This window comes from Providencia sp. Me31A, assembly GCF_050487165.1.
Classification (GTDB): domain Bacteria; phylum Pseudomonadota; class Gammaproteobacteria; order Enterobacterales; family Enterobacteriaceae; genus Providencia.
In genome coordinates this window covers 150,251-165,609 of the sequence record NZ_JBKQGZ010000003.1, presented here as the reverse complement: position 1 = coordinate 165,609, position 15,359 = coordinate 150,251, and the positions used below count along the sequence as shown (strand labels likewise).

Annotated in this window: 18 protein-coding genes; 7 read left to right on the top strand and 11 right to left on the bottom strand. The window is 38.6% G+C overall.

Annotated features, from left to right (window positions below; genetic code table 11):
* Both ACLPIE_RS03565 and pdxR read right to left on the bottom strand, forming a co-directional pair.
* The gene (locus ACLPIE_RS03565; RefSeq protein WP_430259724.1) at positions 1-582 is read right to left on the bottom strand and encodes a YebB family permuted papain-like enzyme; all 582 of its coding nucleotides are present in this window, start codon (positions 580-582) and stop codon (positions 1-3) included.
* A 93-nt stretch (positions 583-675) separates the two neighbouring features.
* Complete coding sequence (gene pdxR / locus ACLPIE_RS03560) at positions 676-2,163, bottom strand: MocR-like pyridoxine biosynthesis transcription factor PdxR (protein WP_430259722.1); 1,488 nt, start codon at positions 2,161-2,163, stop codon at positions 676-678.
* 103 nt (positions 2,164-2,266) lie between these two features.
* Here pdxR and ACLPIE_RS03555 point away from each other — a divergent pair, with 103 nt between their 5' ends.
* Positions 2,267-2,725, top strand: coding sequence for a GNAT family N-acetyltransferase (locus ACLPIE_RS03555; protein ID WP_430259720.1), 459 nt, complete (start codon positions 2,267-2,269; stop codon positions 2,723-2,725).
* A gap of 96 nt (positions 2,726-2,821) precedes the next feature.
* Here the strand turns inward: ACLPIE_RS03555 and ACLPIE_RS03550 are convergent, their stop codons facing one another.
* The 4 genes from ACLPIE_RS03550 to ACLPIE_RS03535 all read right to left on the bottom strand — a co-directional run bounded on the left by ACLPIE_RS03550 (position 2,822) and on the right by ACLPIE_RS03535 (position 5,767).
* Positions 2,822-3,358 carry an NADAR family protein gene (locus ACLPIE_RS03550; protein ID WP_430259718.1) on the bottom strand — a complete coding sequence of 179 codons (537 nt, stop codon included), beginning with the start codon at positions 3,356-3,358 and terminating at the stop codon, positions 2,822-2,824.
* Positions 3,359-3,459: 101 nt separating this feature from the next.
* Complete coding sequence (locus ACLPIE_RS03545; RefSeq protein WP_430259716.1) at positions 3,460-4,182, bottom strand: amino acid ABC transporter ATP-binding protein; 723 nt, start codon at positions 4,180-4,182, stop codon at positions 3,460-3,462.
* Positions 4,169-4,933: an amino acid ABC transporter permease gene (locus tag ACLPIE_RS03540; RefSeq protein ID WP_430259714.1), complete on the bottom strand. Its 765-nt coding sequence runs from the start codon at positions 4,931-4,933 to the stop codon at positions 4,169-4,171. The genes ACLPIE_RS03545 and ACLPIE_RS03540 overlap by 14 nt, the downstream gene beginning before the upstream one ends.
* A gap of 66 nt (positions 4,934-4,999) precedes the next feature.
* Positions 5,000-5,767, bottom strand: a complete 768-nt coding sequence (locus ACLPIE_RS03535; protein ID WP_430259712.1) for a basic amino acid ABC transporter substrate-binding protein — start codon at positions 5,765-5,767, stop codon at positions 5,000-5,002.
* 321 nt (positions 5,768-6,088) lie between these two features.
* Here ACLPIE_RS03535 and ACLPIE_RS03530 point away from each other — a divergent pair, with 321 nt between their 5' ends.
* From ACLPIE_RS03530 to ACLPIE_RS03510, 5 genes are all read left to right on the top strand, one after another.
* Positions 6,089-6,994, top strand: a complete 906-nt coding sequence (locus ACLPIE_RS03530) for an AEC family transporter (protein ID WP_430259710.1) — start codon at positions 6,089-6,091, stop codon at positions 6,992-6,994.
* A gap of 91 nt (positions 6,995-7,085) precedes the next feature.
* Entirely contained in the window at positions 7,086-8,546 is a 1,461-nt protein-coding gene (locus ACLPIE_RS03525; protein WP_430259876.1) for an AMP nucleosidase, read from the top strand.
* Positions 8,547-8,562: 16 nt separating this feature from the next.
* On the top strand, positions 8,563-9,096 hold the full coding sequence (locus ACLPIE_RS03520) for a GNAT family N-acetyltransferase (RefSeq protein ID WP_430259708.1): 534 nt from the start codon (positions 8,563-8,565) through the stop codon (positions 9,094-9,096).
* A 203-nt stretch (positions 9,097-9,299) separates the two neighbouring features.
* On the top strand, positions 9,300-10,259 hold the full coding sequence (gene accA / locus ACLPIE_RS03515; protein WP_430259706.1) for an acetyl-CoA carboxylase carboxyl transferase subunit alpha: 960 nt from the start codon (positions 9,300-9,302) through the stop codon (positions 10,257-10,259).
* Positions 10,260-10,301: 42 nt separating this feature from the next.
* Entirely contained in the window at positions 10,302-11,192 is an 891-nt protein-coding gene (locus ACLPIE_RS03510; protein WP_430259704.1) for a LysR family transcriptional regulator, read from the top strand.
* 8 nt (positions 11,193-11,200) lie between these two features.
* Here ACLPIE_RS03510 and ACLPIE_RS03505 read toward each other — a convergent pair whose 3' ends face one another.
* The 5 genes from ACLPIE_RS03505 to ACLPIE_RS03485 all read right to left on the bottom strand — a co-directional run bounded on the left by ACLPIE_RS03505 (position 11,201) and on the right by ACLPIE_RS03485 (position 13,881).
* Positions 11,201-11,662, bottom strand: coding sequence for an RES family NAD+ phosphorylase (locus tag ACLPIE_RS03505; RefSeq protein ID WP_430259702.1), 462 nt, complete (start codon positions 11,660-11,662; stop codon positions 11,201-11,203).
* Positions 11,659-12,126, bottom strand: coding sequence for a type II RES/Xre toxin-antitoxin system antitoxin (parS, locus tag ACLPIE_RS03500; RefSeq protein WP_430259700.1), 468 nt, complete (start codon positions 12,124-12,126; stop codon positions 11,659-11,661). Before parS ends, ACLPIE_RS03505 begins: the two co-directional genes overlap by 4 nt.
* A gap of 89 nt (positions 12,127-12,215) precedes the next feature.
* Positions 12,216-12,683, bottom strand: a complete 468-nt coding sequence (locus ACLPIE_RS03495; protein WP_430259698.1) for a YehS family protein — start codon at positions 12,681-12,683, stop codon at positions 12,216-12,218.
* A 185-nt stretch (positions 12,684-12,868) separates the two neighbouring features.
* A complete protein-coding gene (locus tag ACLPIE_RS03490) occupies positions 12,869-13,183 on the bottom strand; it encodes an AzlD domain-containing protein (protein ID WP_430259696.1) in 315 nt (104 codons plus the stop codon).
* On the bottom strand, positions 13,180-13,881 hold the full coding sequence (locus ACLPIE_RS03485) for an AzlC family ABC transporter permease (RefSeq protein ID WP_430259694.1): 702 nt from the start codon (positions 13,879-13,881) through the stop codon (positions 13,180-13,182). The genes ACLPIE_RS03490 and ACLPIE_RS03485 overlap by 4 nt, the downstream gene beginning before the upstream one ends.
* 685 nt (positions 13,882-14,566) lie before the next feature.
* Between ACLPIE_RS03485 and leuE the strand changes: the two genes are divergently transcribed.
* Positions 14,567-15,208 (top strand): leucine efflux protein LeuE, encoded by a 642-nt coding sequence (leuE, locus tag ACLPIE_RS03480; protein WP_430259692.1) that lies wholly within the window; start codon positions 14,567-14,569, stop codon positions 15,206-15,208.
* Positions 15,209-15,359 lie beyond the last annotated feature (151 nt).

The window sequence follows — 15,359 nt, the reverse complement described above, 5'->3', positions numbered from 1 at the left end:
TTAATGAATATCCTGATGGCTGCGGTAAATCAATGATAATTCTGGATGTGACCACAAACTCGCCGGAGTGACCGTTGTCCGTTCCCATGGGATTTGGCCAACAAACCACAATTTCCAAAAATTGAGTTTAGCATTCGGATTTTTAGTTAATAATTCTTCAAAAGTTTCAATTTTTCCAATGCGTATAGATAAAGCGGATTGGTAAATATCAAATACAAACTTTGAACAAAATTGACGAGAAGAATCATACTTAAAGCCAGTATGGTAGAACTTATTTAAGCGAGGAGGAACCTCCGCAACCAATGCATCCTTTTGTTCTTGGCTTAGTGATTGTGACAGGCGGCGTACGCTGTAGCGTTTATCTGATGAGCGCTCAATAAAGCGAGATAGTGTTGTCGTTGTTGAAAGTGGAACACGGCTTTCGGCAATTAAGTAGTCATTACCATCATGGCCGATAATCATACCAACATGGTTACTCCAACATAGTGATGCCGAGGCTATTTGGCGAAATAGCTCTGTACCAATACTGGTAAAAACAATATCCCCAACTTCGAATTCATATGGATAATTTATTTTAGTCATTAATAGCACCCCAATCGAAATAGTCCTTTAAGATACAGTTATAAAGGTTGGGGAAAATCTCGCTATCAGATAAAAGCTGAAAATAGTCTTTGTTTAACTTGGGTATATATTGCAGAGCTTTTCGCTCAGTAATTTTATGTTATCAACAATGTCGTTTTCGCAATGGGCTGCATAACCAAATAAGATCGCATTATGGTTTTGGTTTTGTATACAGTAACGTGATAAAGGTTGGGCACCAAAGCCTAGAGAACGGCACTGTTCGAGTATCAAATTAATATCATAGCCTGCTTTGATCCAGCAAACCGTATGAATACCTGAATCTGTCATTTGCACATTAAATATGTGTGAAAGAGAATGGTTAATGGCATTAAAGAAGGTATTTTGTCGATCATGGCATATTTTACGAATTTTTCGTACATGGCGTGCATAGTGTCCTTCTTGAATAAATTGAGCTAAAGCGGCTTGCTCCAAATAACCACAATGACTGTCACTGTAGTACTTCATCATGGTAAAGGCTTCACTGAGAATTTCTGGCACAATTAAAAAGCCTAACCGAAAACCGGGGTACATCATTTTAGAAAATGTGCCTGCATAAATAACACGTTGGTGATTGTCTAGCCCTTGTAGCGCTTGAATGGGTTTAGATAAAAAACGAAATTCACTGTTGTAATCATCTTCAAAAATCCATGCATTATTTTGCTGTGCCCAATCTAGCAGTGCTAAACGACGAGGCAAACTCAGCGTGGTGCCAAGAGGGAATTGATGGGAAGGCGTTGCATAAATTAACTTTGCTGTTCCATAGTGGGTTGCGCCATAAGTGATATCCATACCTTCTTGGTCTGATGGAATTGGCGAAATTTCTGCACCCGCCGCAGTGAGTATTGCTCGGGCACTATCATAACTGGGATCATCTAACCAAACGTTATCACCTTGCTTTAACAACACTTTAGCAACTAAGTTAATCGCCTGTTGAGTACCATTTACGATAATAATTTGCTTTTCATTACAGTGAACCCCTCGTGTAGAACGAACATAGTCAACCAGCAACTTCTTTAAAGGTAAATAGCCATCAGGATGATTAAAATTAGGAATGGCTTGTTTTGACCTACGCCATACTCGGCCTAATAAACGCCCCCAAAGTTCATGGGGAAATTGGTCAACACAACCAATGCCAATATTGAACATTTGCCGTTTATTAGTATTGGGGCGAGATTTGTCCCATAGCGCCGAAAGTGTGGCAACCAAAGGGTTCAGATTTAGTGTGCTGTATTGAGGTTGGCTGATAGTTTGGCTATGACTAATGGTACGAATCAGTTCATCAGGAATATTGGCACAAACATAAGTTCCTGAGCCTTTTTTGGTATAAAGATAACCTTCATCAATTAATCTCTCAAACCCTGCAATTACTGAGTTTCTTGAAATAGACATCATTTCAGCCAGTGCTCGCGTTGAAGGTAGTTTAATCCCTGTACTTATACGTCCATCTAAAATCGCATTGCGAATTGTGTGGTAAACATTCTCTTTTATGTAGCCATCCTCAAGTAAAAGTAGAGGAAAGGGAGCTTGTTGTTTACATCGCATAAAGTGGACCTTAATTAAATAACAAAAGTGTATCTTATATAGCACCAGAATGGCTTGTACTATACCCCCATTATGTAATATGTCTACAAATGGAAGGGTTATTATGAATAAAACCACATTGCCAGTTACCGTTGAATTTGTTGCACCAGAACATTATCCGCAATGGCTAGTTTATTGGCTAGAGTACCAAAAATTTTATCAAGTTAATTTGAGTGAAGAAATCACTTTAAAAGCATGGGAACGTTTTTTTGACACGAATGAACCCATGTATTGTGCGGTGGCCATTGAAGATGGCAAGGTGGTTGGTTTTGTAAACTATTTATATCATCGTTCAACATGGGCTGAAAATGATTTTTGTTATTTAGAAGACTTATACGTCACGCCGGAAATGAGAGGGCGTCATGTAGGAAAACAATTGATTGAGTTTGTGCATCAGCAAGCTAAAGAAAAACAGTGTGGCCGTCTTTATTGGCACACGCAAGAAACTAACTTACGAGGTCAAAAACTGTATAACTGGGTAGCCGAAAAACCGGGAGTTATCGAATATAGAATGCCGTTGTAATTAATCGCAGTAGCATATCCTACATTTCAGTGAATAATTTGCTGGCCCGTTGTTGGCAACAACGGGTTTTTGTGGCTTATCGGATAAACTGTATATTTAGGCTAGCTGTGTTCGGACTTCCATTAATGCGAAGCCTAGCAAGTTTAATCCTTTCCATGTTAATGGATTTTCAATATTTTCAGCATCTTCTGCCAAACCTATCCCCCAAATTTTATCGACAGGGCTGGCCTCCACTAATACGCGTTCATTGGTTGAAAGTAAAAACTGCTTTAGTACTTCATTTTGCGAAAACTTTGCCATATTGGCTGCAACAACGATAGCAAAGCGATTAGCGTCCCAAATTTCCTGATTAAAGCCACGAACTTCTCGACCAAATGCTTTTGCCGCTCCTGGATTAGGGGCATGAATAATTTTTTCTCGGGTTTCGATATCACCAAATAAATGGGCTTTTTCAGCCATCATAAAATGTTCGGCGCTGGCAAAACGGTGTCCATCAACAATAAATGGAGAAGGGTACCATTGGCTAAAGCAGCTTTTGGTAATGTGGTTTTGTTTGGTTTGATGGCCCCAGAAAAAAACATATTTAAATTTTTTTCCTGAACGGTATTGTTTACAAAGGCTTTTAATATCCATAAGTTAGATTTTATTTGATCATAATATTCTTAGCTTATAGGCAATTAATTAGGATAGCTATCGGAAAAAGCCTGCTTAATGGTGATAAGCAGGCGATAGAGTTATAAAACTTTGCTTAAGAACTCAGCGGTGCGAGGGTTTTTCGGGGCAGTGAAAATTTGTTCTGGTGTGCCTTGTTCTTGAATGATCCCTTGGTCGATAAACAATACTCGATCAGCAACCTCACGAGCAAAGCCCATTTCATGGGTCACAATTACCATGGTCATCCCCTCGGTTGCTAGGGTTTTCATGACAGCAAGCACCTCTCCAACTAATTCAGGGTCGAGAGCTGAAGTTGGCTCATCAAATAATAAAATGGACGGTTGCATGGCTAAGGCGCGCGCGATAGCGACTCGTTGCTGTTGACCACCAGATAAACTGGCAGGCCATGCATCAATTTTGTCTAATAAGCCCACTTTAATCAGTAATTGTTCAGCTTGCTTAAGTGCCTGATCTTTTTTGAGCCCTTTAACCAAAGTCGGTGCCATCATTAAATTTTCCAGCACTGTCATATGGGGAAATAAGTTAAAGCGTTGAAAAACCATGCCAACATTTTCACGCATTTTGTTTAAATCAGTTTTAGGATCGTGGACATCAAAACCATTTACTTTGATTTCACCGCCATCAGGACGTTCCAGTGCATTTAAACAACGTAAAAAAGTGCTTTTCCCTGATCCCGAAGGGCCAATAATACAGATAACTTCTTGTGGTTGTACTTCACAAGAAATGCCCCTTAATACATGAGTTTCACCAAATTTTTTTTGTAGATCATTAACGTAAATCACTTCTGCCCAACCTTCTTTCCATATATTGCACTAGCTGAGCAAGTATAAATGTCAGCATCCAATAAATTACCGATATTGTTAAGTACGGTTCCCAATAGGTTGCATAAGCGCCAGACACGGTTCTTGCTGCATAAGCGAGATCGGCTAAACCAATAGCAGACGCTAAAGAGGAGTCTTTCACAATCGCAATAGCATTGTTACCAAGAGGCGGAAGAATGCGGCGGAAAGCTTGCGGTAAAATTACTTTTCGCATGGTTTTAGCCCAGCTCATACCTAAGGCTCGGGACGCTTCCATTTGTCCTTTATCAATGGATTGAATACCTGCACGGAATATTTCCGAAACATAAGCGCCTGAATTCAAAGTAATAGCGATGACGCATGATAAAAACGCACCATAATCAGAGCGTAACATACGCGCCGTATCGACTGACATAAGCCCTGAAGTCACGAATAACCCATCTCGAGGGTTGATAAAAAGTGGAACTAATGCAAAGTGGACAACCATTATTTGTACGAATAGTGGAGTTCCGCGAAAAGCACTGACATAAAAACGAACAGGCCATTGGACAAAGTAATGTAAAATGGGTTTCCATATGCCTTGTTCAGCTTTGGCTGTTCTGCCTAAGCCTAACGTTAACCCCCATAAAGAGCCTAAAATAACGCATATGATGGTTGCCTTTATGGTCATCAGCGCGCCTTCAGCAAACAGCGGGGCGTATTCTTCAATTATTTCCCAACGAAAAGCAGACATCTTAATTATTCACCCTGATTTAAAACGAGAAAAAGCCATCCAAAGATGGCTTTAAAATGCAAAGAATTATTGTTTTGGTAATTGAGGTACATTTTCATCAAACCATTTTTGGTAGATTTTATTGTAGGTTCCATTTTCAATAATTTTATCCAAACCATTATTGATTTTTTGTTGTAACTCGCTATTTCCTTTTGCCACAGCGATACCGAAATATTGTTTTTCAAAATGGTTATCGTAAATCAGTTTAAATTTTTTCTCTGGATGAGTTTTGATGTAATACTTGATAACGCCAACGTCACCGACTGCGGCATCAATACCATCTTCATACAGTTCTTGTAATAATAATGGCGTATTGTCAAAACGTTTGATAGATGTACTGTTCTTACCAATAATTTCAGAGACAACAATATCACCGGTACTGGAGTTAACGACACCGACATTCAGACTTTTTAAGCTGTTTAAATCGGTGACATTTGATGTTTCACTAATAACAATGGCTTGTTCAGCAGGGAAGTACGGGTTAGAAAAATCGACCATATTTTTACGTTTATCTGTGATGGTGATACCAGAGATTAAAATATCTCTATCACCAGAGGATAATGTGGCAAAAATACCCTCCCAAGGCGTATTGACTAATTTAACGTCAAAACCCTCAGCATCTGCGACCGCTTTAATAATATCAATATCGAAGCCTTCAAGTTGTTTTTGGCTATTTTCAAACTCGAATGGGCGGTAAGTTCCGCCAGCCCCAACGGTGTAACTTTCTTTTGCGTAAACGTTCCCTGCGAAAGCAGCGAGTGTCAAGCAACCCGCAAAAATTAATTTCTTAAACATATCTACAGCCTCTTTATTTATGCATTTATAATGAATAAAAATACATAAAATCAAGGTTTCAGGCAAATAGTATTTGTTGCTTTATAGTAAAAAATTTGAGTTTATAAAAAAGTAGAGGAAAAAATACTATTAAATGAGAGAGTTCAATCAAAAATTGTGAGAATGAGAATATGATAAGTGTGAGGGATTTCTAGTTTTTGTTCATAAATAATATTGTATTTTTTCAAACAATGAATAGCGCTTTTTTTACCTAACGGTTACATTAATTTAACGTTAGATTGTTGGTTAGTTTAGCTAATTGATTGAATAAATTAAATTAAAATGGAAAAAATTTTATTGGTACTTTGGCCTCTATTTGCCTTGATTGCAATGGGCTTTGTGTTACGCCGTACATCTTTATTTTCCACCGATTTCTGGCCCAGTGCGGAAAAGCTTAACTATTTTATTTTGTTCCCCGCACTATTGATTAATAGTTTGGCTCATGCACCATTAGATAATCCTAAATTATCATTTCTTGCTGGTGCAATATTCTGTGTATTAGGGGGAAGTTCAATCCTCATATTGTTAAGTAAATATTTATTCAAAATAACGACTCCTCGGTTTGGGGCATATATTCAAGGGATTACCCGCTTTAATACCTACTTAGGTTTGGCAATCATTGCTGACTTATTTGGCAAAGAAGGGATTGCTATTGCTGCGGTCATTATGGCGATTTTAGTGCCTAGCTGTAATGTCATTGCGGTGTTTTCGTTAACATCAGATAAAAAAATTTCCTTGAAACAAATACTATTACCGATCATTAAAAACCCATTAATTATTTCTTGTTTGGTTGGCATAGTGTTGAATCTATCACCTATTGGATTACCGTTTGGTTCAGAACAACTATTGAAGTTATTATCCGCAGCCAGTTTACCATTGGGTTTAATATGCATTGGTGCCGCTTTACAAACGGCGACTTTAAGAAAAGAGTTTCAACCCTTGATAGTATCAGCGCTTATCCGTTTGCTTGTGATGCCATTACTCGCTGCATCGGTTGCACATCTATTCTTATTGCCGGCATTAGAAACAATATTATTAGTCATCTTTTTTGCTATTCCAACCGCCCCAACGGCGTATATTTTAACTCGACAATTAAATGGCGATAGTCAACTAATGGCAGGTATTATCACGTTACAAACGGTACTTGCCGTTTTTACTTTGCCATTGGTTTTAGCGCTAGTGATGTAGTAAACACGATATATTTTGCAACCTTACCCTGCATACACTATGTTATCGAAAGATTATGCCAGTTGAATTTGATAAGGAGCCGCGTGTGTCTTTGGAAAAGTGTCAGCAGTATGAAAACTTATCTATTGAAGGTGTATTAGATAAACTTTCGTTGTTATATACCAATGCAATTGGTTCATTAAGAGATGCAATTGCTATTTATGTCAAGGAAGGACGTATACCAGATATCGTTGATAGGAAAAAAGGGTTATTTGCTTATCCTGAGTTATGTGTAACATGGCAAGGTAAAGTTGATCAATGTGAAAAAACACGTGTTTATGCACGCTTTGTGAAAAAAGGGGATTACACCATCACGGTGACCCAACCTGAATTGTTTCGTGCTTATTTAGTGGATCAACTTTCCATTTTACAGCAGGACTATGATGTATCTTTTGCAGTTCGCCCATCCCAAATAGAAATTCCTTATCCATTTGTTATTGATGGCTCAGATCTTGTACTTGACCGCAGTATAAGCAGCAGTTTAGCTGCTCATTTTCCAATTACAGACTTATCACATATTAGTGATGATATTACTGACGGCTTATATCAACTCACTGATACAATGCCATTATCCCATTTTGATGCGTTGCGAGTCGATTTTTCTTTAGCGCGTTTGAAGCATTATACAGGAACACCGCCTGAACATGTTCAGCCTTATATTTTATTTACCAATTATAACCGTTATGTTGATGAGTTTGTCAGTTGGGCATGTGAGCAAATACGCGATCCTGAAAGTCGCTATATTGCATTGTCTTGTGTTGGACATAATTATCTTACGGAAGAAAATGCCGACCCATTGATTGCCATTTCTGATTTGACGTGGAAAAGATTTCAAATGCCTGCATATCATCTGATTGCAAAAGATGGTGCGGGAATTACACTTGTTAACATTGGTGTAGGGCCGTCAAATGCCAAAAATATTTGTGACCATTTAGCGGTATTAAGGCCGCATACATGGCTGATGATTGGGCATTGTGGGGGACTACGTGAAAGCCAAAAAATAGGGGACTATGTCCTTGCGCATGCTTATTTACGCGATGACCATATATTAGACGATGTATTACCCCCTGATATTCCTATTCCAAGTATTGCGGAGGTACAGCGTGCTTTATATGACGCAACAAAACAAGTGAGCAACATGCCTGGCGAGTTAGTTAAACAACGTTTACGTACAGGCACTGTGGTTACGACCGATGATAGAAATTGGGAATTACGCTTTTTTACTACCGCAAGACGTTTTAGTTTAAGCCGTGCCGTCGCGGTTGATATGGAAAGTGCCACTATTGCTGCTCAAGGTTATCGTTTCCGTGTTCCTTACGGCACGCTTTTATGTGTGTCAGACAAGCCTTTGCATGGTGAAATTAAATTACCCGGTCAGGCGAATAGTTTCTATGAAGGCGCTATCTCTGAACACCTACAGATAGGCATTCGAGCGATTGATCTACTCAGGCAAGAAGGCGATAAACTCCATTCTAGGAAGTTAAGAACTTTCGATGAACCTCCATTTAGATAGCAAGGAGATGCAGTTTATGAACTTGATCCCGGAAATTGAGACTCAAAGGCTTATTTTATCAAAGCATAAGGTTGAGGATTTTCCCGCATTAACTCAGTTATGGGCTGCGGAGTCAATGGTACGCTATATAGGAGGTATTCCATCTACGGAGCGCGAGTCTTGGATGAGAATGCTCGCGTATGGGGGATTATGGCCATTATTGGGCTTTGGTTATTGGGCTGTTCGTGAAAAGGATACTAGGAAATATGTCGGTGACTTAGGCTTTGCCGATTTTCACCGTATGGTTGAACCTAAAGTGACAGGCATTCCTGAAGCGGGTTGGGTGATATCTCCAGAATTTCAAGGTAAAGGTTATGCAACAGAAGCGATGCAGGCGGCCTTAGTGTGGTTAAAAGGGCAAAATAAGTATAGGCAAACGATTTGTTTTATTGAACCTCGAAATACGGCATCTATACGTGTGGCAGAAAAAGTGGGATACATTATTGATCGTGAGATTTTTATGAATGGCAGCATTATGGTGTTGTTGCGCCAAAATCTAGACGTGATATAAGGATTGCATATTATATTTGATAATAATTTTTGCGGTTCAAAGAATTACTCATTTCGTGTATCTCGCTGAAATCACATCAGATATAGAAAAAATAGCGCACGATTATCCCATTCTTGGTAATAATGAATTTCATTTTCAGGCATAGAATGGGATTGCTAAACTTATTACACTCCTAGAATTGCAGTCACGATTTTAGGAAACTTATGATTACCCATTTTCTTGCATTTGAAAAACCGATTGTTGAGCTGAATGAAAAAATCGCCGCATTGGTGTCTTTTAAACAAAGCGGACACCCTTCTGAAATAAAACTCGAAGAAGAAATTAAATTACTCGAAAGAAAGAGCCTCTCCTTAACGAAAACTATTTTTTTCTCTCTGGGGGCATGGGAAATTGTTCAGTTAGCAAGGCATCCATTAAGGCCTTATCCCCTTGATTATATTCCTTTAATTTTTACAGAGTTTCAAGAGTTAGCAGGTGATCGTGCATTTGCTGATGATAAAGCGCTGGTGGGGGGACTGGCTCGATTAGATGGTCGGCCGGTGATGGTTCTTGGGCAGCAAAAAGGACGAACGACCAAAGAAAAGGTGATGCGTAATTTTGGTATGCCATCGCCTGAAGGATATCGCAAAGCACTGCGTTTAATGAAAATGGCTGAGCGTTTTGGTTTACCGGTTATCATTTTTATTGATTCTGCGGGGGCATACCCTGGCGTAGGTGCGGAAGAACGGGGACAAGCCGAGGCCATTGCACGCAACATCATGGAAATGTCCCGATTAAAAACGCCAATTATTTGTGTTATTACTGGAGAAGGTTGTTCTGGCGGGGCTTTAGGCATTGGTGTTGGTGACAGAATAAATATGCTGGAATACAGCACTTACGCTGCAATATCACCAGAAGGTTGTGCATCTATTTTGTGGAAGGATTCTCAAAAAGCTCAAATAGCGGCAGAAGTAATGGGAATGACGGCATCTAGGTTAAAAGAGTTAGGCATTATCGATACGATTATTCCTGAACCGTTAGGTGGTGCACATCGTGATTATCAGTTAGCCGCTCAGCAATTAAAACAACAAATATTAAAAGATTTAACTGAATTAACTCAATTAGATATAGAGTCGTTATTGACTGAACGCTATCAAAAAATAATGGATTTTGGTTACTGCTAATGATATTAGTGCAGGTCAACAGATGATGAGCGTTGAGGACATATGCCAGTTGACCTGAATTTATTAAAAATTTTTATTGCTGTGGCGACACAAGGGAATTTTGTGAAGGCAGCTAAACAACTTTCCATACCCACATCTAATGTTAGCCGTTATATCAAACAGTTAGAGCAGCAACTCAACAGCCAATTAATTGAACGAACAACGCGACAAATGCGTTTAACTGAGGCGGGGAATATTTTATTTGAGCAAAGCCAAAAATGGGTTACAGAGCTGGAGCAACTCGTCCAACAACTGTGCTTTCCTCAAGCACTTACAGGGACTTTACGCCTGACAATTCCAAGTGAATCAGGTAGCTTATTACTAGCAGACTTATTGGCTAAATTTGCCTTACTTCACCCGCAGCTGAGCATTCATTGTGATACTCAATTAATGCCTCAAGATATCATTGCTAATGATATCGATTTGTTACTTACTTTTCACCGTGGTCACCTCAACGATAGCAGTTATCACTCGCGATTAATCAAATCATGGAAAAGTGCGGTTGTTGCATCACCAGAACTTATTGAAAAAGTAGGGAAACCCATCAAAATAAATGACTTATCTAATTTACCCTGTATTTCCAGTTTGAGCGCACTACAGGGGCAACCTTGGATATTTATCGACTCAAAGGGTAAGCAACAAAAAGTGGTGATAAATAGTACGTATCGAGTCAATAGCGGAATGCTTGCTCATGCTGCTGCCATAAATGGTGTTGGGTATGCGATTTTATCTCTAGAGGCTTGCTATGAGCAAATACAACAAGGAAAGCTTGAGTTAATTGAATTTGATGATGTAGAGCCTGCACCGATTGAGCTTCGTGCCGTTTATGCTAGTCGTAGTACATTATCACCGAAATTAGACGTATTTTTAAGTTTTTTACGACAGAATATTTAGATGAGAGATCACCGATTAAATCGTGGGTCAAAATGAAAGTCGAGAGGTTTAACGGTATTTAGTGTTTTTTGAAATTGCGGGTGTAATGGGTTAATGATGGCATTGTATTCGTAAGGAATAATGCATGAGGGAATGATTAACGCCAAACTATCTTGATTATTTAACCACGCTGTTCCGATATCCATGGTTGAGGTTGGAGCGGGATCGCGCTGCCAATCACGGGGTAGATGCTCAACGGATAATTTCATCACATACCTATCATTGATATCGATAGAAAGTAGGGTGAAATTATTGAGCAAAGTATCTTGATTTACATGTACGAGAATTTCTAATGCCGCCAATGAAATACTAGTGGATGTATATATGGCAGGTGTCCCTTTATGGTTCCAACGTCCACCATATAATCTAGCGCCTTGCCCTGACCATGCATCATGAGCAAAATCAGATTTAATCAGCCGATATAACATCATGAGAAAACACCATGTTCAATTCGCCCGATTAAGTCAATAACTTCTAAAGCACCACTTTCAGTAGCAATTAAATCAATTGGACGGATATGCCCAAGGCCTTTAACTGGGTGATTCAACCAGTCACTTGCCATTGATTTATTGCCATTAAATAAGCGCACTGCCGCATCAAAAACACGGACTAATCGTGCAATTTTTTCGCTTTCGTCGGCATTAAGGGGTTGCCCTGCATTTTTGCGTCTTGCGACATTACGTTCATTAATACCTGAAATTCTGAGTAATTCTGATTTACTTAGCCCTGACCATTCTTGAATGTTATCTAAAACAGTGACAGAGAGCCCTTGACGCAAAAAATGAGTAAGTTCGATACCACGTTCTGCGGGGAGCCCTGCAAAACGCCATAAAGGCTTAAATGGTGGCGTAGTAGGTTGGACAGGGACTGCGGGGATGGGGATATAGTTTCTCATTTGACACCTCCTGACAATTGTCCTTTTCATTATAGACAATTGTCGGCCAGGTGTAAAATGAAAGGCTAACAAACACTCAAAATTAAGAGTTATTTATCACCACGAATACGCGTGGTCAGGCCCTTTAGGAAATAGCGCAGTAGTTGGTCGCCGCATTCACGGTAATTTTTGTGCCCAGGTTTACGGAATATAGCATTGAGTTCGGGCTTTGAAACACGAAAGTCAGCCAGTTGGTAAATATCAATCATATCCGTATCTTTGAGCTCAAATGCAACACGTAATTTTTTAAGGATAATATTATTATTGAGTCGGTTTTCAACTTCAGGCGCAGGGTGGTTTTCATCTTTACCACGGCGATGATAGATTAAACCATTCAAGAAATGACCCATAACATTATCGTTACATTCTACATATTCAGGTTCACTATCTTTTTTTAACCAACAAGTCATCTCTTCTTTTGTCACTGTTAAATCAGCCAGTTTTACGATTTTAACCATTTGAGCGTCGCTCAAATCCAACATATAGCGAACACTACGTAAAACATAATTATTTAGCATAATTGTGTGTTATCCATTATCTACAAAATTAATTAGAGCGGTGGCATAGCCAGCACCAATGATTATCGTGACGAAGTTGACAAGATAATACTGAAATGAAACCTATGAAGGTGAAGTGCGACATTATGAGGGAAATACCAGATAAAACAAGAAGTCGTCGGGTTGTTTTATCTGGTATGGGGCATTTAACCCATGAAATAAATCAAGGAATAAAAGAAAATTAGAGTAAGGCCAACGGTCAATAACATATTTTTGAGAATGGATGCGATAACGACGCAAAAAAGTGCTCCCCATAAATATGGGTTATCAGGGAAACTTCTAAGTTCATGATTTTCTAATAATATGACAGGCGCACAGATGGCCGTTAATAAGCAGGGAGCTGAATAACTGAGAGCTTGTCGAACAACAAGAGGTAATCGGATGGGTAATTGTGGTATCAAGAAAATATACCGTAAAGTAAAAACGATAGCCGTGAGTGAAATAATCAAAAACCAGATCATTTTTCCTCCTTTAATAAGCGAGAAACGCCTACTGAGACAAACATCCCACCGACTCCTGCAATGACGATAGCGCTGCTAATGGAATACATAGACAGGGTGATTGCGGCGACTAATGAAAAAATCACACCGCAAAGTGTGCTTATTTTTTTTGTTAACGGAACGACAATGGCGAGTAATGTTGCAACAACTGAAAAATCAAGGTGTAAGCGGCTTAAGTCGCCTACAATATTAGCCATAGCAATACCGCAAAGGCTCGTTATCAACCAAACAAGGTAGAAACTAAATCCAGCACCGAACAAATAGGGAAAACTTAGCGGTTGGCGTTTTGCGGCACTAATGGCAAAGAGTTCATCAGTTAATAAAAAACCAATACTTAGCCGCTGTGGTGTCGTAAAGTCTTTCACGTGTGGGCGCATAGTTAACCCATACAATAAGTGTTGTGACGTAATGAAGAAAACTGAAATGACGATCGTGATATAGCCCGCCCCTGAGTTTAGTAGCCCTAAAGTTACAAGCTGCCCAGCTCCTGCGAATACCATGGCGGACATGGCGACACTTTGCCAAAAGTCGAGTCCAGTTTCGATAGCCATAGAGCCAGCTAAAATTCCCCAAGGAATAACGGCAAGGTTAAGTGGTGCAGTATGAACGGCACCATTGACCATCGCTTTTTGCCATGATTGGTGTTGTTGAGAATACATGTTGATATATACCTATTGAATAAGTTATTAATTATAAAAATATGATTTATCTTAAAGAGTTAGAACCACAGAGATGACCTGCTGAACATTTCAAGATTACTGAAATCTTGTAAATGAAAATTAGTAGCACTTTCCATAATATCCCTAAATATTCAAAAAAAACTATTGAGTTGACGTATGGACTTCAAAGCGCAGTCTAACGAATAAAATAACAGTGGCGAAAATCGTATTGATTATTTGGTTGTTATTACCCGTTAAATTTTAGCAATAAGTATTTTAAGAAGGAGACTTCTAAAAGACTTCGCATTTATCGACAACGTATTTTTATCTCATATCGGTTTTTATGTTATATCGCGAAATACCAAACAAATCACTAGTAGCAATTAACACTCTATTTTGGTTTTTAATTCTGATATTTTTTATAAAATAAGGATAAATATATACTGAAAAACATGTTTTCAGCATGCAACTAAATGAACATTGCAAAGTGGCGTTATGTTTCATTTTTATTAGTTATGTTATCTATATTCATCTGTACTTTGTTATTTTTATGGTCTATAAGGCTATAGTTAAGGCTTTTTTATAGTGATATCTTTTATTATAAATAAAAGCCTTGTACCATAGTAACCATAGATAGTTAATGTGAATTTTTTGTTATAACTTTTATTGAGTTAGCGGGTTTACTATGCTTGAAAACTTCGGTATTACAAACTTATGGACTTATCTCATCGGGGTGATTTTTATTACCTTGGTACCAGGCCCTAATTCTTTATTTGTTTTAACTAGTAGTGCAAAATATGGTGTTAAAAATGGTTATAAAGCTGCGCTAGGCGTTTTTACTGGTGACGCCATACTGATTTTTTTATCATTTTTAGGTGTTGCCTCTTTAGTTAAAACATCGCCTATATTTTTTAGTGTAATTAAGTATGCAGGTGCAGCTTATTTATTTTATTTAGGAATAAAAACGCTCTATAGTGTCTTACACAAAAAAGAGGCTGCGAGTGATGTTGATACAATAATTATAAAGACCAAAGGTACATACAGAAAAGCGGTCTTTTTAAGCTTACTCAATCCCAAAATGATTATTTTTTATGTCTCATTTTTTATCCAGTTTATTGACCCTGTTTACCCAAGTGCGGGGGTACCATTTTTTATTCTTGGCGTAATTTTAGAAGCGAGTAGTATGATTTACTTGTCTATGTTAATTTTTGGTGCCGTAGCTGTGACTAATATGGTCAAGCATAACAAAAAACTCTCTAAATTTTCCAATAGTTGTATTGGCGCTGTTTTCTTAATGTTTGGTGCAAAACTAGCATTAACAGCATAAAAATTAAGGTGTTATCATAATAGCTGGCCTATGTGTCAGCTATTTTTTTAGTACTATTGTGCCATTTTATGGCGTTGTCGTTGCTATCGGATAAAAATAAGTCAATCCTAGTCGGTGTTGATGACAACGTTCAGGTCATAATTGCTGAGCT

Excerpts from the sequence above, each read along its gene's own strand:
- ACLPIE_RS03565 (WP_430259724.1), bottom strand. The coding sequence starts at position 582 with ATGACTAAAATAAATTATCCATATGAATTCGAAGTTGGGGATATTGTT.
- pdxR (WP_430259722.1), bottom strand. The coding sequence starts at position 2,163 with ATGCGATGTAAACAACAAGCTCCCTTTCCTCTACTTTTACTTGAGGAT.
- ACLPIE_RS03555 (WP_430259720.1), top strand. The coding sequence starts at position 2,267 with ATGAATAAAACCACATTGCCAGTTACCGTTGAATTTGTTGCACCAGAA.
- ACLPIE_RS03550 (WP_430259718.1), bottom strand. The coding sequence starts at position 3,358 with ATGGATATTAAAAGCCTTTGTAAACAATACCGTTCAGGAAAAAAATTT.
- ACLPIE_RS03540 (WP_430259714.1), bottom strand. The coding sequence starts at position 4,933 with ATGTCTGCTTTTCGTTGGGAAATAATTGAAGAATACGCCCCGCTGTTT.
- ACLPIE_RS03535 (WP_430259712.1), bottom strand. The coding sequence starts at position 5,767 with ATGTTTAAGAAATTAATTTTTGCGGGTTGCTTGACACTCGCTGCTTTC.
- ACLPIE_RS03530 (WP_430259710.1), top strand. The coding sequence starts at position 6,089 with ATGGAAAAAATTTTATTGGTACTTTGGCCTCTATTTGCCTTGATTGCA.
- ACLPIE_RS03520 (WP_430259708.1), top strand. The coding sequence starts at position 8,563 with ATGAACTTGATCCCGGAAATTGAGACTCAAAGGCTTATTTTATCAAAG.
- accA (WP_430259706.1), top strand. The coding sequence starts at position 9,300 with ATGATTACCCATTTTCTTGCATTTGAAAAACCGATTGTTGAGCTGAAT.
- ACLPIE_RS03510 (WP_430259704.1), top strand. The coding sequence starts at position 10,302 with ATGCCAGTTGACCTGAATTTATTAAAAATTTTTATTGCTGTGGCGACA.
- ACLPIE_RS03505 (WP_430259702.1), bottom strand. The coding sequence starts at position 11,662 with ATGATGTTATATCGGCTGATTAAATCTGATTTTGCTCATGATGCATGG.
- parS (WP_430259700.1), bottom strand. The coding sequence starts at position 12,126 with ATGAGAAACTATATCCCCATCCCCGCAGTCCCTGTCCAACCTACTACG.
- ACLPIE_RS03495 (WP_430259698.1), bottom strand. The coding sequence starts at position 12,683 with ATGCTAAATAATTATGTTTTACGTAGTGTTCGCTATATGTTGGATTTG.
- ACLPIE_RS03490 (WP_430259696.1), bottom strand. The coding sequence starts at position 13,183 with ATGATCTGGTTTTTGATTATTTCACTCACGGCTATCGTTTTTACTTTA.
- ACLPIE_RS03485 (WP_430259694.1), bottom strand. The coding sequence starts at position 13,881 with ATGTATTCTCAACAACACCAATCATGGCAAAAAGCGATGGTCAATGGT.
- leuE (WP_430259692.1), top strand. The coding sequence starts at position 14,567 with ATGCTTGAAAACTTCGGTATTACAAACTTATGGACTTATCTCATCGGG.